This is a genomic window from uncultured Faecalibacterium sp. (assembly GCF_900066275.1).
Lineage (GTDB): Bacteria > Bacillota > Clostridia > Oscillospirales > Ruminococcaceae > Faecalibacterium > Faecalibacterium taiwanense.
In genome coordinates this window covers 1-18,905 of the sequence record NZ_FMFG01000043.1, presented here as the reverse complement: position 1 = coordinate 18,905, position 18,905 = coordinate 1, and the positions used below count along the sequence as shown (strand labels likewise).

The window sequence follows — 18,905 nt, the reverse complement described above, 5'->3', positions numbered from 1 at the left end:
CGTGGCCTGCGCAGAGCTGGCCGTGCTGGCGGGTGCACAGCGGGTGGAGTGCTGCCTGTTCGGCAACGGCGAGCGCACCGGCAACGTGGACGCGGTGACGCTGGCCATGAACATGTACAGCCACGGCGTGGACCCCAAGCTGGACTTCTCCGATATGCCGGACATCTGCGCCACCTACGAGCGGGTGACCCGGATGCACATTTACGAGCGCACCCCCTACGCCGGTCAGCTGGTGTTTGCCGCCTTCTCCGGCAGCCATCAGGATGCCATTGCAAAGGGCATGGCCTACCGCAAGGAGCATGGCGAACACCGCTGGACCTGCCCCTACATCCCCGTTGACCCCCACGACATCGGACGCACCTACGATGCCGATGTTATCCGCATCAACAGCCAGAGCGGCAAGGGCGGCATCGGCTTTGTGCTGGAGCAGAACTTCGGCTACAACCTGCCGCCCAAAATGCGCGAGGCGCTGGGCTACAAGGTCAAGAGTGTTTCCGACCACAGCCACAAGGAGCTGAGCGCAAACGAGGTGCTGCACATCTTCGAGGATGCCTTCCTCAACCGCTGCAAGCCGCTCAACGTTCTGGAAGCCCACTTTGCACAGGTGGGCGGCATCACCGCCACCGTCACGCTGGAACTGAACGGTCAGCGCAAGGTGGTCACCTCGGTGGGCAATGGCCGTCTGGACGCTGTGGCAAACGCCATCCAGAGTGCCACCGGCATGGAGTTCCACCTCGAGACCTACTCCGAGCACAGTCTGGACGAAGGCTCCACCTCCCGCGCTGCCTCCTACGTCGGCCTTGTCTGGGGCGATAACACCGTCACATGGGGTGCCGGTACGGATACCGATATCATCGTGGCTGGCATCAAGGCACTGGTGAGCGCCATCAATAATAAATAATTAAAAAGAGGGCAGCGTCCTCGCCCTCTCCGTCACGGCTTACGCCGTGCCACCTCTCCCAAAGGGAGAGGCCTTGGCAAAGAGATGAAGTTTACGTGGACTGCCAAAGGCTCTCCCTTTGGGAGAGCTGCTGAGCGAAGCGAAGCTGAGAGGGCAAGCCGCCTATCCAATAGAGAGTATCAAAAGGAGAGTACCATCATGGGAATGACCCTGACGCAGAAAATTCTTGCCGCACATGCCGGTCTTGCCGAGGTCAAGGCAGGCCAGCTCATCAATGCAAAGCTGGACATCGTGCTGGGCAACGACATCACCACCCCGGTTGCCATCAACGAGTTTGAAAAGGCCGGTTTTGACGGTGTGTTCGACAAAGAGCACATTGCCATCGTGCTGGACCACTTTGTGCCCAACAAGGACATCAAGAGCGCCACCCAGTCCAAGCAGTGCCGCGAGTTCGCCAACAAGTACGACATCCTCAACTTCTACGATGTGGGCCAGATGGGCATTGAGCACGCTCTGCTGCCGGAAAAAGGCATCGTGACCGCAGGCGACTGCGTGATCGGTGCGGACAGCCACACCTGCACCTATGGTGCACTGGGTGCCTTCTCCACCGGTGTCGGCTCCACCGATATGGCTGCCGGCATGGCCACCGGCATGGCATGGTTCAAGGTGCCCTCTGCCATCAAGTTCGTGCTCAAGGGCAAGTTCGGCCCCCGCGTCTCCGGCAAGGATCTGATCCTGCACATCATCGGCATGATCGGTGTGGACGGTGCGCTGTACAAATCCATGGAGTTCACCGGCCCGGGCGTTGCCAGCCTGACGATGGACGACCGCCTGTGCATCTGCAACATGGCCATCGAAGCCGGTGCCAAGAACGGCATCTTCCCTGTGGACGATGTGACCCGCAGCTACCTCAAGGGCCGCAGCCAGCGTGAGCCGGTGTTCTTTGAGGCCGACCCGGATGCCGAGTACGAAAAGACCATTGAGATCGATCTGGACAAGCTGGAACCCACCGTCAGCTACCCCCACCTGCCCGAGAACACCCACCTTGCCAGCGAGGGCAAGGACATCAAGATCGATCAGGTTGTGATCGGCAGCTGCACCAACGGCCGTCTGGAGGACATGGAAGCCGCCTACAACGTGCTCAAGGGCAAGCACATCGCCAAGGGCGTGCGCGGCATCATCATCCCCGCCACCATGGCCGTTTACAAGGAATGCATCCTGCGCGGCTGGACCACTGCCTTTATTGATGCAGGCTGCATCGTGTCCACCCCCACCTGCGGCCCCTGTCTGGGCGGCTACATGGGCATTCTGGCCGAGGGCGAGCGCTGCGTTTCCACCACCAACCGCAACTTTGTGGGCCGCATGGGCCATGTGAAGAGCGAGGTCTACCTTGCTTCTCCCGCCACTGCCGCCGCCAGCGCACTGACCGGCTGCATCACCGACCCCCGCACGGTCTGATCGGAAAGGAGCACAACAATGAACGCAAAAGGTTCTGTTTTCAAATACCCGGACAACGTGGATACTGATGTCATCATCCCGGCCCGCCACCTGAACACGCAAGATGCCAAAGAGCTGGCCAGCCACTGCATGGAGGACATCGACAAGGACTTCGTCAAGAAGGTGAAGGACGGCGACATCATGGTGGGCGGCTGGAACTTCGGCTGCGGCTCCTCCCGTGAGCACGCACCGCTGTGCATCAAAACCGCCGGCATCTCGGTCGTGATCGCCAAGAGCTTTGCCCGCATCTTCTACCGCAACAGCATCAACATCGGTCTGCCCATCATGGAGTGCCCGGAGGCTGTGGATGCCATCAATGCGGGCGACACCGTGAGCGTAGACTTTGACACCGGTGTCATTACCGATGAGACTAACGGCAAGGTGTTCCATGCCGAGCCCTTCCCACCGTTCATCCAGGAGATCATCTCTGCCGGTGGACTGATGAAGTCCATCAAGGCGAAGCAGCAGTAACCCTCTCAGGCGCTTCGCGCCAGCTCTCCCAAAGGGCGAGCTTTTTGCCATCTTCCCGAATGTATTTTCTTCTAGGATAAACAACGAACAATATCTTACCCGCCTGAAAAGCTCCCCCTTCGGGGGAGCTGGCAATGCCGCAGGCATTGACTGAGAGGGTTCAAACCGATAGAAGGAGTTTCCCATGGAAAAAAACATTGCTGTCATCTGGGGCGACTGCTCCAGCCCGGAGATCGTCAAGCAGACCATCCGCGTGCTTGACAAGGTGGCCGAAAAGTACGGCCACACCTTCCACTACACCGACGCTGCCATGGGCGGCGAAGCCATTGACAAGTACGGCGACCCGCTGCCCCAGCACGAGCTGGACAAGTGCCTTGCTGCGGACAGCGTCCTGCTGGGTGCCGTGGGCGGCCCCAAGTGGGAGGGCCTGCCCGGTGAGCAGCGCCCGGAGAAGGGCCTGCTGCGCCTGCGTGCAGGCATGGGCCTGTACTCCAACAACCGCCCGGCCAAGATCTGGCCGCAGCTGGCTCCTGCCAGCCCCCTGAAGCCCGAGATCGTGGCACAGGGCATCGATTTCATCATCGTGCGTGAGCTGATCGGCGGCGTATACTTTGGCAATCACGAGACCCACACCCTCGAGAATGGTGAGAAGCAGGCCATCGACTCCATGCCCTACGCGGAGCACGAGATCGAGCGCATCGGCCGCATCGGCTTTGAGACCGCACGCAAGCGCCGCAAGAAACTGTGCTGCGTGGACAAGGCAAACGTTTTGGACACCAGCCGCCTGTGGAGAAGCGTGATGCACCGCCTGCAGGCCGAATACCCGGATGTGGAATACAGCGAGATGTTCGTGGACAACTGCGCCATGCAGATCGTCAAGAACCCCGCCCAGTTCGACGTGATCGTTACCGAAAACATGTTCGGCGACATCCTGTCGGACGAGGCTTCCATGATCACCGGCTCCATCGGCATGATCCCGTCCTCCTCTCTGGGTGACGGCACCCGCGGCCTGTATGAGCCCATCCACGGCTCGGCCCCCGATATTGCGGGCAAAGACATCGTGAACCCCACCGCCTGCATCCTGTCTGCCGCCATGATGCTGCGCTACTCCTTCGGCATGGCCGAGGAGGCCGATGCCATTGAGACCGCCGTGAACAAGGTGCTGGACAAGGGCCTGCGCACCGCCGACAACATGAGCGAGGGCTGCACCTGCCTTGGCTGCACCGCCATGGGCGATGCTATTCTGGCCGAGATCTGAGTTTTTCCATAACGCACAAAGGGGAACGACAGCCGTCGTTCCCCTTTTCGTCTGCACAAAAAAGAGCAGCTGTTCCCAGCTGCCCTTCCGTGATACAGTTTCTTACTTGGTGCCGTAGATGCGGTCGCCTGCGTCGCCCAGACCGGGAACGATATAGCCGTTCTCGTTCAGGTGGTCGTCCTGTGCGCCGAGGTAGATATCCACATCAGGGTGTGCCTCGTGCAGGGCCTTGATGCCTTCCGGAGCGGCGATCAGACCGATGAACTTGATGCGCTTTGCGCCATGCTTCTTGATCTGGGTGATGGCGTCGATGGCGCTGCCGCCGGTGGCCAGCATCGGGTCCAGAACCAGAACGTCACGCTCTGCAATATCCTGCGGCAGCTTGCAGAAGTACTCCACAGGCTGCAGGGTCTCCTCGTCGCGGTACAGGCCGATGAAGCCCACCTTTGCAGCGGGCAGCAGGGTCAGCATACCGTCCAGCATACCCATGCCTGCGCGCAGGATGGGCACCAGAGCCAGCTTGCGGCCAGCCAGCACCTTGGTCTTTGCCATGGTGATGGGTGTTTCGATCTCCACCTCTTCCAGCGGCAGGTCACGGGTCGCTTCGTAGCACAGCAGGGTCGCGATCTCACCAACAAGGTCACGGAACTCCTTGGTGCCGGTCTGCTTGTTGCGCAGAATGCTCAGCTTGTGCTGCAGCAGCGGATGCTCAACGATCATCGGGGTCATAAAAACACGCTCCTTATTTTAAATAGATAACTCTATCGGGTCCAAGATTACGATTTAAAACAGCTCCGCATACGCTTCGCCATTGTCAGTGGAAATTTTATTTTTATATTTTGAGCATTCAAAAAATCTGCGGATTTTTTGAATGCTCTTTTTCACAGGAAGGGTCGTAACGAAAAGATTCATGTTCCCTTATGGCCTTTTTCGTGAAAATGCGTTTGGAGCGGCCCTGCGGTTGCGCAGCAATGAAAGCCCCAGTGGGTCTTTCAAGCAGGCGCGCGATCTGCGATAGCAGATGGAAGGGCTTTGCCCTGACAAGCGTCGGGGCCGCGACAAACGCGAAATCCAAAAAATATTTTTCCTTAGAATCAGCGGTTCTCCAGTGCGGTCAGCTTGTCGATGCGGCGCTGATGGCGGCCACCCTCAAACTCCGTATTCAGGAAGAGATCCACCAGCTGGCAGGCCAAGCCTGCACCCACGACGCGGCCGCCCATGCACAGAGCGTTGGCATCGTTGTGGCGGCGGGTATACTCGCAGCTGAAGCTGTCAGAGCAGCAGCAGGCACGAATGCCCTTGATCTTGTTTGCTGCCATGCTGATGCCCACGCCGGTGCCGCAGAACAGCAGTGCCTTGCTGCACTCGCCGCTCACAACTGCATCGCAGGCGGGCACGGCCATATCGGGGTAATCCACGCTGTCGGTGCTATGGGTGCCAAAATCGATGTATTCCAGCCCCAGCTCCTTCAGATGCGCCTTGACAGCTTCTTTCAATTCAAATCCGCCGTGGTCAGCGGCCAGTGCAATGGGTTTTGCCATGGAAATGTTCCTTTCTCTCAGTCACGCAGGGTTTTATGCCTGCTCCTTGTTTTGGGCGGCATTGGCTGCAGCTTCTGCTGCAAGGCGCTCTGCGCGCTCCCGCTCGGCCTGACTCAGGCGGTGGTAGTCCGGCAGCACAGCCTCCGGCAGCACAGCCTTTCCGGCTTCGGCCATCTGCTTTGCCACAAGGGCCACTGCAGCAGCACGCCCGCCGCGCAGGGCCGCAGGTGCCTGCAGCACGCCCGGCACACTGCCGTATTTATTATAGCACAGAGATGCGCCATCACCAACAAAAAACAGGGGCTTTTTGCAATTTTCTACAAAATCGGCCAAATCTGCCACCGCCCGGGCATCGTCTTCCAGCAGGCGGCTGTGGGTGGCAAGGTCGAACGCGGCACTGTATACCTGCGCACGGCGGGCATCCAGTGCGCACAGCACGGTGCCCTCGCCCGTGTGGGCTGCGGCCAGTGCTTCCAGCGTGGAGACCGGTGCGCACAGCGTTTCCCGCGGGAAGGCCAGACCCTTGACCGCCGCCAGACCGATGCGCAGCCCGGTAAAACTGCCGGGGCCTGCGTTGACACCGTACAAGTCAATGTCTGCACAGGTCATGCCGCACATCTTCAGGCAGGTGTCGATCATGGGCATCAGCGTTTCGCTGTGGGTCATGCCTGCGTCCAGATACACCTCGTACAGCAGGCGGTCATCCTGCAAAAGAGCCACACCAGCCGTTTTGCCCGCTGTATCCACAGCTAAGATGTTCATAGCGTTACCCCCTCAATGGTGATCCTGCGGGTATTTTCGTCCACGCGCTGGATATCCACCCGGATGGGGTTTTCCAGTGCCAGCAGGTCTGCAAAGTTCTCGCTCCACTCTGCTGCCACAATGGCCCCCTGATCCAAATAATCGTAAAAGCCTGCAGCACACAGGTCGTTCTCAGTGGAAATACGGTACAGGTCAAAGTGCGCCAGCGGCTTTGGGCCGCGGTAGTAGTTCACAATGGCAAAGGTTGGGCTGGACACCGGGTCGGTGCAGCCAAGACCCTCTGCAAGGCCCTCGGTAAAAGCGGTCTTGCCCGCGCCCAGCCCGCCGGTGAACGCAACCAGCGAACCCGGTGCCAGCACTGCGGCCATACGGGCACCCAGCGCCACCGTCTCGGCGCGGGAGTGGGTGATATATTCTGACATGAAGCTTACCTCATTTTATAAAGCAAAAGGGACGGCAGAATGCTCTGCCGTCCTTTAGTATAATATACTTTGTGCAAAAGTGCAATGCCGTGTGTTGCTTACGCCGCCGCATCCACATCCGCTGCCGTGTAGGGGTTGGGCAGTGCAGCGCTTCGGTCTCCGCTGAGCATCGCATAGGATGCCGCCGCATGGGACCGTCTGCCGCCCTGCTCGTTGTACCAGATGATATCATCGGTGCCGTAGATGCTCTTGGCATAGTCCACGGCCTGTTCCAGCGTTTCGCCCTCGATCATCCGGTTCACAGCGGCCCACAGCATACTGCGGGAATACACCGAGTAGACATTGTTCACATAGCCCATCACCGCCTTGGCACCGCCTGCCAGCAGGCCGTCTGCCATAGAGGTGTCCACATGGCCGTTCTTGCCGTAGAACTCGCAGGTCTCGCTGAGCACGATGCCATTGCCGCGGTAGGCACTGCGGAAGAAATCGCCGTTGACGGCATACATACCGTTCACCTTGACCACGCGGTGGGCCAGCAGGTCAAAGCCATAGCGCAGATCGCTCCAGAAATCCGATCTCTCGGTCAGCAGGATCAGCGGTTCCGTGGCGGTCTTTTTGAACAGCCAGCCGTATTCATAGGTGTAGTACGCGCCGTGGGTGCTCAGGATGCACAGGTCGTAACGGCCCATCCTGCGCAGGTCGGATACGGTAACGGTGGTATCCAGATCCGTCTGCAGGCCCACCGAATCCCAATAGGTCTGCATGTAGGCATAATACGGGTAGCGGGTGCTGTTGATCGTGTTGTCAAACGCATAATAGATCGCCGCCGTGCCCACCCGCTTGTTCTCTGCCAGCTCCTGCAGCTGGCTCTCGTCCAGCTCCGGCAGGGCTGCGGTGTTCTCCTCCTCCGGGTCGGTAAGCAAGATGCCGCCCAGCGCGCCGCAGCTGTAGGTAAAGCTGATCATGCCGTTTTCGGCATCGGTGTAGACAGACCCCTGCTTCACAAGGCCCTGTGCGGTCAGCGCATCCAGCTGCTGCAAAGCAGCATCTGTGCGCTCGTCCTCGGTCATCTGTGCATAGTCGCTGCCTCCGGTCAGTGCGGTCACAGCAGCATCTGCCTGCTGCATCTCGCGCACATCTGTGGCCGAAAGGCTCTGCTGCACAGCCGCCTGTTCTTCCGGCTGCTGTGCAAAAGCCGCTGTGGGCAGCGCTGTGAGCGCGAAAGCCAGAACGCACAGTGCACACCCAAAACGGCGGAGCATATCGTGTTCCATTCCCATTTCCTCCGGGCATATCTGCCGCCCAATGCGGCACGCCGCCCTTTTCCAGCAGGCATCTTCCTGCCATTTTCTTTGCGCGGCAGGCGCTCTGCAAAGGAGCTTTCTGCTGCACCTTCATTGTAGATGGTGCGGTCTGCTTTGTCAAGCATTCGTGCGGATTTTGCAAAGCTGTCACACCCGGTGGATTGCAAACGGTGTGCAGGCTGTGTATAATAGGATAAACTGGGTTGGTATTGCCCGCTGCAGCGGCAAAACCCGGTGTGCATCTGGGAACGAAAGGTGGTGCTTTCTTGGAAAGCATTCGACAATATTTTAAACGAACAGATAAGATCTATCTGCTGCTGTGCATCTTCAGCAGCACCATGGCGGTGGTGGCTCTTGCCTCCTGGGCCGCAAAGCAGGGCAACGGCTTTGCCACGGACGAGATCACTGGTGCTATTACCGGCATCGGCGATTACCGCCGCGCGCTGGTGCAGGCGGCAGCAGCCGGGCTTGGCATCGTGATCGCGCTGCTGCTCTCCTGCATCGACTACCGCAGCCTTGTCAAGGTGTGGCCGGTGCATGTAGCCCTGACATGGGGTCTGGTGCTGCCCACGCTGTTCATCCGCAATGTGGCCATCGGCCCGCTGACCATCGGCTTCAACGCCGGTGACACCGACAACTACTCCTGGTACAAGCTGGGCGGCTTTACCTTCCAGCCCACGGAGCTGGCAAAGATCAGCTTTATCCTTACCTTTGCCATGCACCTGAACAATGTGCGCAGCCGCATCAACGAGCCAAAGGAGCTGGTAAAGCTTCTGCTGCATCTGGCCGTGCCCATCCTTATCATCCACATTCAGGGCGACGACGGCACCGCCATCATCTACGCCATCATCGGCTGCTGCATGATGTTTGCAGCGGGCCTGAGCTGGAAGTATATCATCGGTGCCATTTCGGCAGCAGCTGTGGCCGTGGCGGCGGCGTTTGCCTTTTTCAGCGATAAGATCGGCAAGGGCTACCAGTGGTACCGCATTCTGGCCGTTATCGACCCGGAGAATTCCACCGGCTGGGCACCCAACGAAGCCACCTGGAAAAACATCATCTACCAGCAGCAGCGCGGCGAGATCGCCATCGGCTCCGGCGGCATCTTCGGCAACGGCCTGTTCAGCGGCCGGTACTACAGCGTGCCCAATGCCCACAACGACTTTATTCTCAGCTGGATGGGCAATGTCATTGGCTTTGTGGGCCTGTGCATCGTGCTGGGGGCACTGCTGGCACTGGTGATCAAGACCTTTGCCACCGGTGCGCGCAGCGAGGATCTGCTGGGCAGCTATATCTGCGCCGGCATCGGCGGCGCTCTGATGGCGCAGATCGCAGTGAATGTGGGCATGAATCTGCGGGTGCTGCCGGTCATCGGCGTCACCCTGCCCTTTTATTCTGCGGGCGGCAGCTCGGTGCTGATGCTGTATATCTGCGTGGGGCTTGTGCTGTCGGTCTATATGCACAACACAAAGAGCCTGTTCGGGTAAGGCTCTGGCGCACCGGTCTGTCTGTTCATCGTTTTCCACCTCTGTGATCCGGTTTTTTCTGATATACCAGACAAAAAATGGTTCAACTCTCTTGCAATCCGCCTGTACACATGGTAAAATTGTACAGAAGTTTGCAGTTTTATTGTGCAATAGGTGCAATAACTGTGTGGGAGAGTTTGGGGCTCTCCTGTTTTCATGTTATAGGATCAATGGAGTGAATCTAAGTATGACAACTGTAACCACTGCGCCAGAAGCGGAATACTGGCTGCAGACCGGTTGGATGGAGGAACCCGGCGCAGAGCTTGGCATCCGCAAGCCGATTACGATCGATCGTAAGACGAATCTTCACGAGCACCGCGCCTACTGGTGTGTGCGCCGTGCACAGGATATCTTCTTTTCTCTGCTGGCGCTGATCGCACTTTCCCCGCTGATGCTCCTCACCTGCATTGCAGTCTGGATCGACAGCCCGGGTGCAAGCCCGGTGTTCAGCCAGCTGCGGGTGGGCCGCAACGGCAAGCTGTTCCGGCTGTACAAGTTCCGTTCCATGTGCCCGAACGCTGAGAGCAAGCTCAACGATCTGCTGCAGGACAACGAGATGGACGGCCCGGTGTTCAAGATGAAGGACGATCCCCGCATCACCCGGGTGGGCCATTTCATCCGCAAGACCAGCATCGACGAGCTGCCTCAGCTGGTGAACATCCTCATGGGCGATATGAGCATCGTGGGCCCGCGCCCGGCGCTGCCCCGTGAGGTGGCCCAGTACACGCCCTATGAATGGCAGCAGCTGTACGTGACACCGGGCCTTTCCTGCTACTGGCAAATCGCGCCGCACCGCAACCAGCTGAGCTTTGACGAATGGATGGCACTGGATGTGAAGTACGTCAAGGAACGCAGCTTTCTGGTAGACTGGCGTATCATCTTCCGCACCTTCCGTGCGGTGCTGTTCGGCCACGGAGAATAATTCGGATCACAGATCGGCAGAGCCTGCGGGCTTTGCCGATTTTTTTTACAGATAGCCTTCAGGAAACAAAAAACAGAGGAACGACGCGGGGTCGTCCCTCTGTTTTTGCTTAGATCATCAAATTACTTCAGCACAGCGCCCAGATTTGCACTGGTGACCATGCGTGCGTAGCGGCTCAGCCAGCCTGTCTTGATGTTGGGTTCGGGTGCAACATACTTTGCCTTGCGCTGGGCCAGAACTTCGTCGCTGACCTCCAGCGTGATGGAGGCATTGGGGATATCAATGTTGATGGTATCTCCCTCCTCGATCAGGCCGATGGGACCACCGGAAGCAGCCTCCGGGCTGACATGGCCGATGGCTGCGCCGCGGCTTGCGCCGGAGAAGCGGCCGTCGGTGATGAGGGCCACTGTCTTGTCCAGCTTCATGCCGGCCAGTGCGGAGGTGGGGTTCAGCATCTCACGCATACCGGGGCCGCCCTTGGGGCCTTCGTAGCGGATGACCACCACATCGCCCGGGACGATCTTACCCGCGTAGATGGAAGCAATGGCCTCGTCCTCGCTGTTGAACACGCGGGCCGGGCCGGAATGCTGCTGCATCTCGGGGGCCACAGCGCTGCGCTTGACCACACAGCCGTCCGGTGCAATGTTGCCCCACAGGATCTGCAGACCGCCGGTCTGGGAGTAGGGGTTGTCGATGGGACGGATGGCCTTGTCGTTCAGGATGTGTGCGCCCTTGATGTTCTCGCCCAGCGTCTTGCCGGTAACGGTGGGCACATCCAGATCCAGCAGGCCCTTCTTGGCCAGCTCTGCCTGCACGGCAGGGATGCCGCCTGCGGCGTACAGGTCCGGCATGTGGGTGGGGCCGGCCGGTGCCAGATGGCACAGGTTCGGGGTCTTGGCGCTGATCTCATTGAACAGCTTCAGGTCGATGGGCACACCGGCCTCATAAGCGATGGCCAGCAGGTGCAGCACGGTGTTGGTGGAGCAGCCCAGAGCCATATCGCAGGTCAGAGCGTTGCGGATGGAGCGCTCGTTGATGATCTGGCGTGCGGTGATGCCCTTCTTGACCATATCCATAATGGCCATACCGGCGTGCTTTGCCAGCTGCAGACGCTTGGAGTAGACGGCAGGAATGGTGCCGTTGCCGGGCAGTGCGATGCCGATGGCCTCGCACAGGCAGTTCATGCTGTTGGCGGTGTACATGCCGGAGCAGCTGCCGCAGCTGGGGCAGCAGTTGCAGGTGCAGTCTTCCAGCTGATCCTCGGTGATCATACCGGCCTTGTAGGCACCCACAGCCTCGAACATCTTGGAAAGGCTGACCTCCTCGCCGCCGTAGGTACCGGCCAGCATGGGGCCGCCGGAGCAGACCACAGCGGGCACATCCATGCGCACCGCTGCCATCACCATGCCGGGCACGATCTTATCGCAGTTGGGCACCAGCACCAGACCGTCCAGCTGGTGGGCCATGAGCATGGTCTCCACGCTGTCGCAGATCAGCTCACGGGAAGCCAGCGAGTACTTCATGCCCACATGGCCCATGGCGATGCCGTCGCACACGCCAATGGCGGGGATCAGGATGGGCGTGCCGCCTGCCATCTCAACGCCGGCCTTGACGGCATCGGCGATCTTGTCCAGATTCATATGGCCGGGCACGATCTCGCTGTAGGCGCTCACCACGCCGATGAGCGGACGCTCCAGCTCTTCCGGGGTGTAACCCAGTGCATAAAACAGGCTGCGGTTCGGCGCACGCTCCGAACCCTTGGTCACGTTGTCACTTCTCATTGTTTATTCCTCTTTTTCTTATAGCAAAAGACTCCCTCCCAAAGGAGGGAATCTTTCCTGATTTTATCACAAGTTTTGGCTGAACTCCTTCCGTCATCGCTTGCGCGATGCCACCTTCCTCACGGAGGGAGGCTTCACGCTGCGATCAGGCAAAAGGCTCCCTCTTTGAGGGGGCTGTCGCCGCAGGCGACTGGGGGAGTTGATTACTTCTTCAGCCAGCTCATCATGCTGCGCAGCTCTGCGCCGACCTTCTCGATGGGCAGCTCTGCTTCCATGCGGCGCTTTGCCAGGAAGTGCACCTTGCGGCCGCCGTTGGGGCTCATCTCGGTCAGGAACTCGGAAGCGAAGGTGCCGTCCTGGATCTCGGTCAGAACCTTCTTCATTTCCTTGCGGGTCTCGGCGGTGATCAGGCGCTTGCCGGTGCGGTAGTCGCCGTACTCAGCGGTGTTGGAGATGGAGTAACGCATCTTGGAGAAGCCGCCCTCGTTGATCAGGTCAACGATCAGCTTCATCTCGTGGCAGGTCTCAAAGTATGCCATCTCGGGCTCGTAGCCAGCTTCCACCAGCGTATCGAAACCGGCGTGGATCAGCTCGGAAACGCCGCCGCACAGCACTGCCTGCTCGCCGAACAGGTCGGTCTCGGTCTCCTCCTTGAAGGTGGTCTGCAGGATGCCTGCACGGCCAGCGCCGATGCCGGAAGCGTATGCCAGAGCAATATCCTTAGCCTTGCCGGTGTAGTCCTGCTCCACGCAGATCAGAGAGGGGCAGCCCTCACCCTCGGTGTACAGGCGGCGGACGATGTGGCCGGGGCCCTTGGGAGCGATCATGATAACGTCCACGTTCTTGGGAGCAGTGATGGTCTTGAAGTGGATGTTGAAGCCGTGTGCAAAGGCCAGTGCCTTGCCCTCGGTCATGTAGGGAGCCACCTGCTTGTTATAGATGTCGGCGCACAGCTCGTCGGGCACCAGCATCATGACAACGTCGCCGGCCTTGGCAGCTTCTTCCACTTCCATGACCTTGAAGTTCTCGTGAGTTGCTGCGAACTCAGAAGCCTTCTCCCAGTGAGCAGAACCCTTGCGCAGACCGACAACGACATTGACGCCGCTCTCGGCCAGGTTCTCGGAATGGGCGTGGCCCTGGCTGCCGAAGCCGATGACAGCGACGGTCTTGCCGTCCAGCACGCCGAGGTTGCAGTCGGAATCGTAGTATTTCTTGATAGCCATGGTAGTTGTTCTCCTTTTTTGTTTTGTGTTTATTCAGTGGCTGATTGTAAACATTTTATTTTTTCGCTCCTTGAGAGCGGAAAAGCGAAGTTTTAACCCTCTCAGTCATCTCGCTTTGCTCGATGCCAGCTCCCCCGAGGGGGGAGCTTTTATCATACCTTCTCTTTTGATGATGCATAAAACCTCGCCCTTCGGGAGAGGTGGCACGGCGCAGCCGTGACGGAGAGGGTTCGTTCTTACTTTCTCTCCGGGCAGTGGGTCCCCGGCAGAGGCAGCTGTGCTTCGCGCACCTCCTGCGGAGGCTTCTGCATATGCTGATGCATCCCGCCGCGCTCCAGTGCGGTAACACCGGTGCGGCACTGCTCCAAAATTTTGTAATCTGTAAACATTTTCAGGAAGGCATCGATCTTATCCGGCTTGCCGATCAGCTCGAACACCATGCTGTCCGGCGAAAGGTCGATGATCTTGGCCTTGTAGATGCTGGCGATCTCCCGCAGCTCGCTGCGGTTGTGCACATCGGATGCTACCTTCAGCAGCAGCAGTTCCCGTTCCAGAGATTTTTCGCCGTCCAGCACGAACACCTGACGGGTGACCTCCAGACGCTCGGTCTGCAGGATCAGCTGGCTGAGTGCCTTTTCGTCGCTGGTGATGGTAACGGTGATGCGGCTGACCGCCGGGTCGTTGGTAGCCGAAACGGTCAGGCTGTCAATGTTGAAGCCGCGGCGGCAGAACAGGCTGGACACACGGGCCAGAACACCGCTCTGGTTGTCCACCAGCAGGCTGATGACCCTGCGTTTGTTGGTTTCCATATTGCTGTGTCCTCCTTATTCCATGATGATGTCGTTGATGTCGCCGCCGCCGGGGATCATGGGCAGCACCTTTTCGTCCTTATCGATGATGCACTCGATCCAAGTAGGGCCTTTCTGCTTCATTGCATCGGCAAAGGCAGCCTGAAACTCCGGCAGGTTTCTGCAGCGGTAGCCCTTCAGGCCAAAGCCCTCGGCCAGCTTGACGAAGTCCGTCTTGCGGTGGGGGTCGGTCTGGCTGTAGCGCTTTTCGTAGAAGATGTTCTGCCACTGGCGCACCATGCCCAGCACCGAGTTGTTGAAGATCACGGTGATGATGGGCAGCTCATAGCTCACGGCGGTGCAGGCCTCGTTCAGGTTCATGTGGAAGGAGCCGTCGCCGGTAAACATGACCACCCGCTGGTCGCGGCCCAGAGCCATCTGTGCGCCAATGGCGGCACCGTAGCCAAAGCCCATGGTACCCAGACCGCCGCTGGTGATAAAGCCACGGCTCTTAGCGTGGCGCAGGTACTGTGCCGCCCACATCTGGTGCTGGCCCACATCGGTCACATACACAGCTTCGGGGCCGCACTGGTTGCACACCTCGCCGATCACCTGATGGGGCATCAGGCGGGTGGGGTCGGACACCGGGTGGTAATCCTGTGCCTGCCACTCATGGATCATCTTCATCCAGTCGGGATGCTTCTTTTCCTCGATCTGCGGCAGCATGGCGTTCAGCACGTAAGCGGCATCGCCCACGATGGAAAGATCGACCTCCACATTCTTGCCCAGCTCACTGGGGTCGATGTCGATCTGGATGATGGTGGCATTCTTTGCAAAGGTCTTGGGGTTCAGGGCCACACGGTCCGAGAAGCGGGTACCCACTGCGATCAGCACGTCGCAGTCGGCCACGGCACGATTGGAGGTGTAACAGCCGTGCATACCCACCATGCCAATGTTCATCGGGTCGCCGTAGGGCACAACGCCTGCGGCCATCAGGGTATAGGTGGCCGGGATCTCTGCCTTGTGCAGCAGATCACGCAGCGGCTGGCAGGAGGCTGCGCTGCGCACGCCGCCGCCAAAGTAGACCAGCGGGCGCTGGGCCGCATTGATAAGATCCGCTGCCCACTTGACCTGCTCTGCGTTGAAGGTGGTAACGGTGCGGATGGGCTCCGGCTTTTTGGGGGTGAACTCGCATACCGCTGCCGTCACGTCCTTGGGGATATCCACCAGCACCGGGCCTTTGCGCCCGCTCTGTGCAATACGGAAGGCAGAGCGCATGGTATCGGCCAGCTCTTCCACCCGGCGCACCGTGAAATTGTGCTTGGTGATGGGCATTGTGATGCCCTCAATGTAGGCTTCCTGAAAGCTGTCCCTCCCGATCCCGTCCGTGGTCACGTTGCCGGTAAAGGCTACCATGGGCACCGAGTCCATATAGGCCGTGGCAATGCCGGTGACCAGATTGGTGGCACCCGGGCCGCTGGTAGCCAGCACCACGCCGGTGCGGCCGGTCGCGCGGGCATAGCCGTCTGCCGCGTGGGCCGCGCCCTGTTCATGTGCCGTCAGCACATGGGTGATGCGGTCCGAATTCTTGTACAGCTCATCGTAAAGGTTCAGCACTGCGCCGCCGGGATAACCAAAAAGGGTGTCCACGCCCTGCTCGCAGAGGACCTCCACAAAAATCTGAGAACCATTCAACTGCATGGTGAGTTTCTCCTGTTTTCCTAACCTTTTTCCACTTTTTACACGTTCCCGGGGAGCTTCTTTTTTAAAAGAAAAGGCCTTTGTCCCCTGTTATCAAGAGACAAAGACCTTGTGATCATCAAGCTCTCTGCGGTACCACTCTCGTTGGCGTGCTGTGCACACCCTCTCACGGGCTTCCAACAAAGCCCTGCACGGTAACGGCTGCAACCGGCGCTGCTTACAAGGGTTTTGCACCCGTTGGGCAGGCTGCTCCGGGATGATTTTCCGCACGAAGCACTGACTGCCTTGCACCAGACGGCAGCTCTCTGAACAGTGGGGATCGTGTGGTACTTTTTCCCATCTGCGCATTTGTTGATGTAAATTATACTATAAATCGGCCTTTTGTCAATCGACAATTTGTAACCTGAATCACCCCAAACATGAAGTTAATTGAACACCTCTTGCGCCATGGCACAATGCGCTGTATACTTCTGATATGCGCGCCTGCGCGTTTAATTTAAGACCAACTAGAGGACAGGAATATGAAATTGAGAGAATGGAATGCCCGGCTGCACGGGCTTGTTGTTTTCCGCAGCCTGCTGGACGACCCCGTTGTGGCAAAGCTTTTGGACCTGACCGACCGCATGGAAGCCGGTGCGCCCGGCTATGGCCCGGTGTGCGACGCTGTGGCCCAATTTGAAGCCGCACTGTTCGAGCACACCACCAACTGGGGCAGCTACCTCAGCGCCGCTGTGCTGGAAGCCGAGACCGTCTGCGTGCGTCAGGCTGCATCGGGCACCCTTGCCCCTGCACTGCAGACCGCGCTGGACAGTGAACTGGCTTTTCTGCAGGCTCTGTGCGGCCTGACGCTGGACGAACTGCTGGCCGCTGCCGGTTCTGCCACAGGGCAGGCGCAGGAGCTGGCTTTCCTGCCCCGGTGGGAGACCTCCGGCATCGACCTGCCTGCCGCCTACGCCCAGCGCATGAGCGAAGTGGGAAAAAAGGGCTATGGCATGTTTGCCAAGCACCATGTGTTCACGGTGGAGAACGGCCAGCTGGTGCCGGTGAAATACCCGGACCCTCAGCGCCTTTCCGAGCTGCCCGGCTACGAGAAGGAGCGCGAAAAGGTCATTGCCAACACAAAGGCCCTGCTGGCCGGGATGCCCGCCAACAATGTGCTGCTGTACGGCGATGCAGGCACCGGCAAGTCCAGTGCGGTGAAAGCCATTGCCAATGAGTTTGCACCTGAAGGCCTGCGGCTGGTGGAAGTGAAGAAGAACCAGCTCTACCAGATCCCGGATCTGATGGACAAGCTGGCCGCGAACCCGCTCAAATTCATCCTGTTCATCGACGACCTGAGCTTTACCGCCAACGACGACAACTTTGCCGCCCTGAAGGCCATTCTGGAGGGCAGCGTAGGCGGCAGAGCCAAGAACATTGCGGTATACGCCACCTCCAACCGCCGCCACCTTATTAAAGAAACACTGACCGACCGCACCGGCGACGACATTCACGAAGCCGATACCCGGCAGGAGCTGATGAGCCTTTCGGCCCGATTCGGCCTGACGGTCACTTTCCAGCGGCCGGAGAAGGCCCGGTTTGAGACCATTCTGGCCGAACTGGCAAAGCAGCACGGCATCGACATGCCGATGGATCAGCTGCTGGTCAAAGCCGAAGCCTTTGCCATCCGCGCCGGCGGCCGCAGTCCCCGCGTGGCAAAGCAGTTTATTGAGCAGTGCGAGGCGGGCGTGCAGAAGTAATTAGTTTGTCTTTATTTTAACATCAAAGTCTCTGACAAATCTTTCACAAAATGCCGAGAAGTCGTGAATTTTTTCACCTTCTCGGCATTCTTTGTCTATTTTTTATTTATCGGTAAAAAGCCTTGCATTCTATTGAAATTCAGGCTATAATATGGCCAACATCAGCCAATTGAGCACTTCTGGAGGGCAACTATGGGCTTTTTAACGGGTAAGACCGCTATCATCACCGGCGCAGGCCGCGCCGTACTTTCCGATGGCAGCTGCGGCTCCATCGGCTATGGCATTGCCACCGCCTTTGCAAAAGAGGGCGCAAATCTGGTAATCACTGGCCGTAATGTGAAAAAACTGGAAGAGGCAAAAAACGAGCTGGAAGCCAAGTATGGCATCCGCGTTCTGCCGGTGCAGGCAGATGTGTGTGCAGGCACCGACAACGAAGCCACCGTGCAAAATGTCGTCAATCAGGCTGTAGATACCTTTGGTGGCATTCAAGTGCTGGTGAACAACGCACAGGCATCCGCTTCCGGCGTGCCGCTGGCAGAGCACACCACCGAGCAGTTTGATCTGGCCCTTTATTCCGGCCTGTACGCTGCATTTTACTATATGAAGGCCTGCTATCCCTATCTGGCCAAGTCCAAGGGCAGCGTGATCAACTTTGCATCCGGTGCAGGCTTGTTTGGCAACTTTGGCCAGTGCTCCTACGCTGCCGCCAAGGAGGGCATCCGCGGCCTGTCCCGCGTGGCCGCTACTGAGTGGGGCAAGGATGGCATCAATGTCAACGTGATCTGCCCGCTGGCCTGGACCGCCAAGCTGGAGCAATTCCAGCAGGCATACCCGGATGCGTTCAAAGCCAACGTCAAGATGCCGCCCATGGGCCACTATGCCAACCCCGAGACCGAGATCGGCCGGGTATGCGTGCAGCTGGCCATGCCGGACTTCAAGTATCTGTCCGGCGAGACTCTCACGCTGGAGGGCGGCATGGGTCTGCGCCCGTAATTGCTCTTCTCATTTTTCCTCACACATGCAAAAGGGGCTGTGCCAGCGGCACAGCCCCTTTTGTGTTTAGGCCTGATTA

Annotated in this window: 18 protein-coding genes and 1 other annotated feature; of the genes, 8 read left to right on the top strand and 10 right to left on the bottom strand. The window is 58.8% G+C overall.

Translation table 11 applies throughout. The annotated features are described in order from the left end of the window. From QZL71_RS11455 to leuB, 4 genes are all read left to right on the top strand, one after another. Window positions 1–901, top strand: a 901-nt coding sequence (locus tag QZL71_RS11455) for an alpha-isopropylmalate synthase regulatory domain-containing protein (RefSeq protein WP_294648855.1), incomplete at its 5' end; no start/stop codon positions are given. A gap of 198 nt (window positions 902–1,099) precedes the next feature. Continuing rightward, window positions 1,100–2,359 carry a 3-isopropylmalate dehydratase large subunit gene (gene leuC / locus QZL71_RS11450; protein WP_005942255.1) on the top strand — a complete coding sequence of 420 codons (1,260 nt, stop codon included), beginning with the start codon at window positions 1,100–1,102 and terminating at the stop codon, window positions 2,357–2,359. Between the two features lie 18 nt (window positions 2,360–2,377). Beyond that, window positions 2,378–2,869, top strand: a complete 492-nt coding sequence (leuD, locus tag QZL71_RS11445) for a 3-isopropylmalate dehydratase small subunit (RefSeq protein ID WP_005942253.1) — start codon at window positions 2,378–2,380, stop codon at window positions 2,867–2,869. Window positions 2,870–3,053: 184 nt separating this feature from the next. After that, window positions 3,054–4,127: a 3-isopropylmalate dehydrogenase gene (gene leuB, locus QZL71_RS11440; protein ID WP_294648854.1), complete on the top strand. Its 1,074-nt coding sequence runs from the start codon at window positions 3,054–3,056 to the stop codon at window positions 4,125–4,127. 102 nt (window positions 4,128–4,229) lie between these two features. Here leuB and upp read toward each other — a convergent pair whose 3' ends face one another. From upp to QZL71_RS11410, 6 genes are all read right to left on the bottom strand, one after another. Beyond that, window positions 4,230–4,856, bottom strand: a complete 627-nt coding sequence (gene upp / locus QZL71_RS11435) for a uracil phosphoribosyltransferase (RefSeq protein ID WP_005942246.1) — start codon at window positions 4,854–4,856, stop codon at window positions 4,230–4,232. 118 nt (window positions 4,857–4,974) lie between these two features. Further along, on the bottom strand, window positions 4,975–5,202 hold the full coding sequence (locus QZL71_RS11430) for a hypothetical protein (protein ID WP_294648852.1): 228 nt from the start codon (window positions 5,200–5,202) through the stop codon (window positions 4,975–4,977). A 19-nt stretch (window positions 5,203–5,221) separates the two neighbouring features. Next, complete coding sequence (gene rpiB, locus QZL71_RS11425) at window positions 5,222–5,668, bottom strand: ribose 5-phosphate isomerase B (protein WP_097776710.1); 447 nt, start codon at window positions 5,666–5,668, stop codon at window positions 5,222–5,224. 33 nt (window positions 5,669–5,701) lie between these two features. Then, on the bottom strand, window positions 5,702–6,430 hold the full coding sequence (gene tsaB, locus QZL71_RS11420) for a tRNA (adenosine(37)-N6)-threonylcarbamoyltransferase complex dimerization subunit type 1 TsaB (protein ID WP_120081365.1): 729 nt from the start codon (window positions 6,428–6,430) through the stop codon (window positions 5,702–5,704). Beyond that, window positions 6,427–6,852: a tRNA (adenosine(37)-N6)-threonylcarbamoyltransferase complex ATPase subunit type 1 TsaE gene (gene tsaE, locus QZL71_RS11415; RefSeq protein ID WP_005942237.1), complete on the bottom strand. Its 426-nt coding sequence runs from the start codon at window positions 6,850–6,852 to the stop codon at window positions 6,427–6,429. Before tsaE ends, tsaB begins: the two co-directional genes overlap by 4 nt. Before the next feature lie 98 nt (window positions 6,853–6,950). Further along, a complete protein-coding gene (locus tag QZL71_RS11410) occupies window positions 6,951–8,126 on the bottom strand; it encodes a hypothetical protein (RefSeq protein ID WP_294648850.1) in 1,176 nt (391 codons plus the stop codon). Between the two features lie 296 nt (window positions 8,127–8,422). On the opposite strand from QZL71_RS11410, the gene QZL71_RS11405 reads away from it, so the two are divergent. Both QZL71_RS11405 and QZL71_RS11400 read left to right on the top strand, forming a co-directional pair. After that, entirely contained in the window at window positions 8,423–9,640 is a 1,218-nt protein-coding gene (locus QZL71_RS11405; RefSeq protein ID WP_243139225.1) for an FtsW/RodA/SpoVE family cell cycle protein, read from the top strand. A 280-nt stretch (window positions 9,641–9,920) separates the two neighbouring features. Then, window positions 9,921–10,601 (top strand): sugar transferase, encoded by a 681-nt coding sequence (locus QZL71_RS11400; RefSeq protein WP_294648857.1) that lies wholly within the window; start codon window positions 9,921–9,923, stop codon window positions 10,599–10,601. A 122-nt stretch (window positions 10,602–10,723) separates the two neighbouring features. Here the strand turns inward: QZL71_RS11400 and ilvD are convergent, their stop codons facing one another. The 4 genes from ilvD to ilvB all read right to left on the bottom strand — a co-directional run bounded on the left by ilvD (window position 10,724) and on the right by ilvB (window position 16,094). Beyond that, complete coding sequence (gene ilvD / locus QZL71_RS11395; protein WP_005942221.1) at window positions 10,724–12,382, bottom strand: dihydroxy-acid dehydratase; 1,659 nt, start codon at window positions 12,380–12,382, stop codon at window positions 10,724–10,726. A 203-nt stretch (window positions 12,383–12,585) separates the two neighbouring features. Next, on the bottom strand, window positions 12,586–13,605 hold the full coding sequence (ilvC, locus tag QZL71_RS11390) for a ketol-acid reductoisomerase (RefSeq protein ID WP_005942218.1): 1,020 nt from the start codon (window positions 13,603–13,605) through the stop codon (window positions 12,586–12,588). A gap of 236 nt (window positions 13,606–13,841) precedes the next feature. Continuing rightward, complete coding sequence (gene ilvN / locus QZL71_RS11385) at window positions 13,842–14,414, bottom strand: acetolactate synthase small subunit (protein WP_294648848.1); 573 nt, start codon at window positions 14,412–14,414, stop codon at window positions 13,842–13,844. 15 nt (window positions 14,415–14,429) lie between these two features. Beyond that, on the bottom strand, window positions 14,430–16,094 hold the full coding sequence (ilvB, locus tag QZL71_RS11380) for a biosynthetic-type acetolactate synthase large subunit (RefSeq protein WP_294648846.1): 1,665 nt from the start codon (window positions 16,092–16,094) through the stop codon (window positions 14,430–14,432). A gap of 93 nt (window positions 16,095–16,187) precedes the next feature. Then, window positions 16,188–16,446 (bottom strand) — a binding site (T-box leader). A gap of 169 nt (window positions 16,447–16,615) precedes the next feature. On the opposite strand from ilvB, the gene QZL71_RS11375 reads away from it, so the two are divergent. Both QZL71_RS11375 and QZL71_RS11370 read left to right on the top strand, forming a co-directional pair. Further along, window positions 16,616–17,833, top strand: coding sequence for an ATP-binding protein (locus QZL71_RS11375; RefSeq protein WP_223388176.1), 1,218 nt, complete (start codon window positions 16,616–16,618; stop codon window positions 17,831–17,833). A gap of 192 nt (window positions 17,834–18,025) precedes the next feature. After that, the gene (locus QZL71_RS11370) at window positions 18,026–18,826 is read left to right on the top strand and encodes an SDR family NAD(P)-dependent oxidoreductase (protein WP_044953736.1); all 801 of its coding nucleotides are present in this window, start codon (window positions 18,026–18,028) and stop codon (window positions 18,824–18,826) included. Window positions 18,827–18,905 lie beyond the last annotated feature (79 nt).

Excerpts from the sequence above, each read along its gene's own strand:
- ilvD (WP_005942221.1), bottom strand. The coding sequence starts at position 12,382 with ATGAGAAGTGACAACGTGACCAAGGGTTCGGAGCGTGCGCCGAACCGC.
- ilvB (WP_294648846.1), bottom strand. The coding sequence starts at position 16,094 with ATGCAGTTGAATGGTTCTCAGATTTTTGTGGAGGTCCTCTGCGAGCAG.
- leuB (WP_294648854.1), top strand. The coding sequence starts at position 3,054 with ATGGAAAAAAACATTGCTGTCATCTGGGGCGACTGCTCCAGCCCGGAG.
- rpiB (WP_097776710.1), bottom strand. The coding sequence starts at position 5,668 with ATGGCAAAACCCATTGCACTGGCCGCTGACCACGGCGGATTTGAATTG.
- upp (WP_005942246.1), bottom strand. The coding sequence starts at position 4,856 with ATGACCCCGATGATCGTTGAGCATCCGCTGCTGCAGCACAAGCTGAGC.
- QZL71_RS11400 (WP_294648857.1), top strand. The coding sequence starts at position 9,921 with ATGGAGGAACCCGGCGCAGAGCTTGGCATCCGCAAGCCGATTACGATC.
- ilvC (WP_005942218.1), bottom strand. The coding sequence starts at position 13,605 with ATGGCTATCAAGAAATACTACGATTCCGACTGCAACCTCGGCGTGCTG.
- QZL71_RS11410 (WP_294648850.1), bottom strand. The coding sequence starts at position 8,126 with ATGGAACACGATATGCTCCGCCGTTTTGGGTGTGCACTGTGCGTTCTG.
- leuD (WP_005942253.1), top strand. The coding sequence starts at position 2,378 with ATGAACGCAAAAGGTTCTGTTTTCAAATACCCGGACAACGTGGATACT.
- QZL71_RS11375 (WP_223388176.1), top strand. The coding sequence starts at position 16,616 with ATGAAATTGAGAGAATGGAATGCCCGGCTGCACGGGCTTGTTGTTTTC.
- QZL71_RS11370 (WP_044953736.1), top strand. The coding sequence starts at position 18,026 with ATGGGCTTTTTAACGGGTAAGACCGCTATCATCACCGGCGCAGGCCGC.
- tsaB (WP_120081365.1), bottom strand. The coding sequence starts at position 6,430 with ATGAACATCTTAGCTGTGGATACAGCGGGCAAAACGGCTGGTGTGGCT.
- tsaE (WP_005942237.1), bottom strand. The coding sequence starts at position 6,852 with ATGTCAGAATATATCACCCACTCCCGCGCCGAGACGGTGGCGCTGGGT.
- ilvN (WP_294648848.1), bottom strand. The coding sequence starts at position 14,414 with ATGGAAACCAACAAACGCAGGGTCATCAGCCTGCTGGTGGACAACCAG.
- leuC (WP_005942255.1), top strand. The coding sequence starts at position 1,100 with ATGGGAATGACCCTGACGCAGAAAATTCTTGCCGCACATGCCGGTCTT.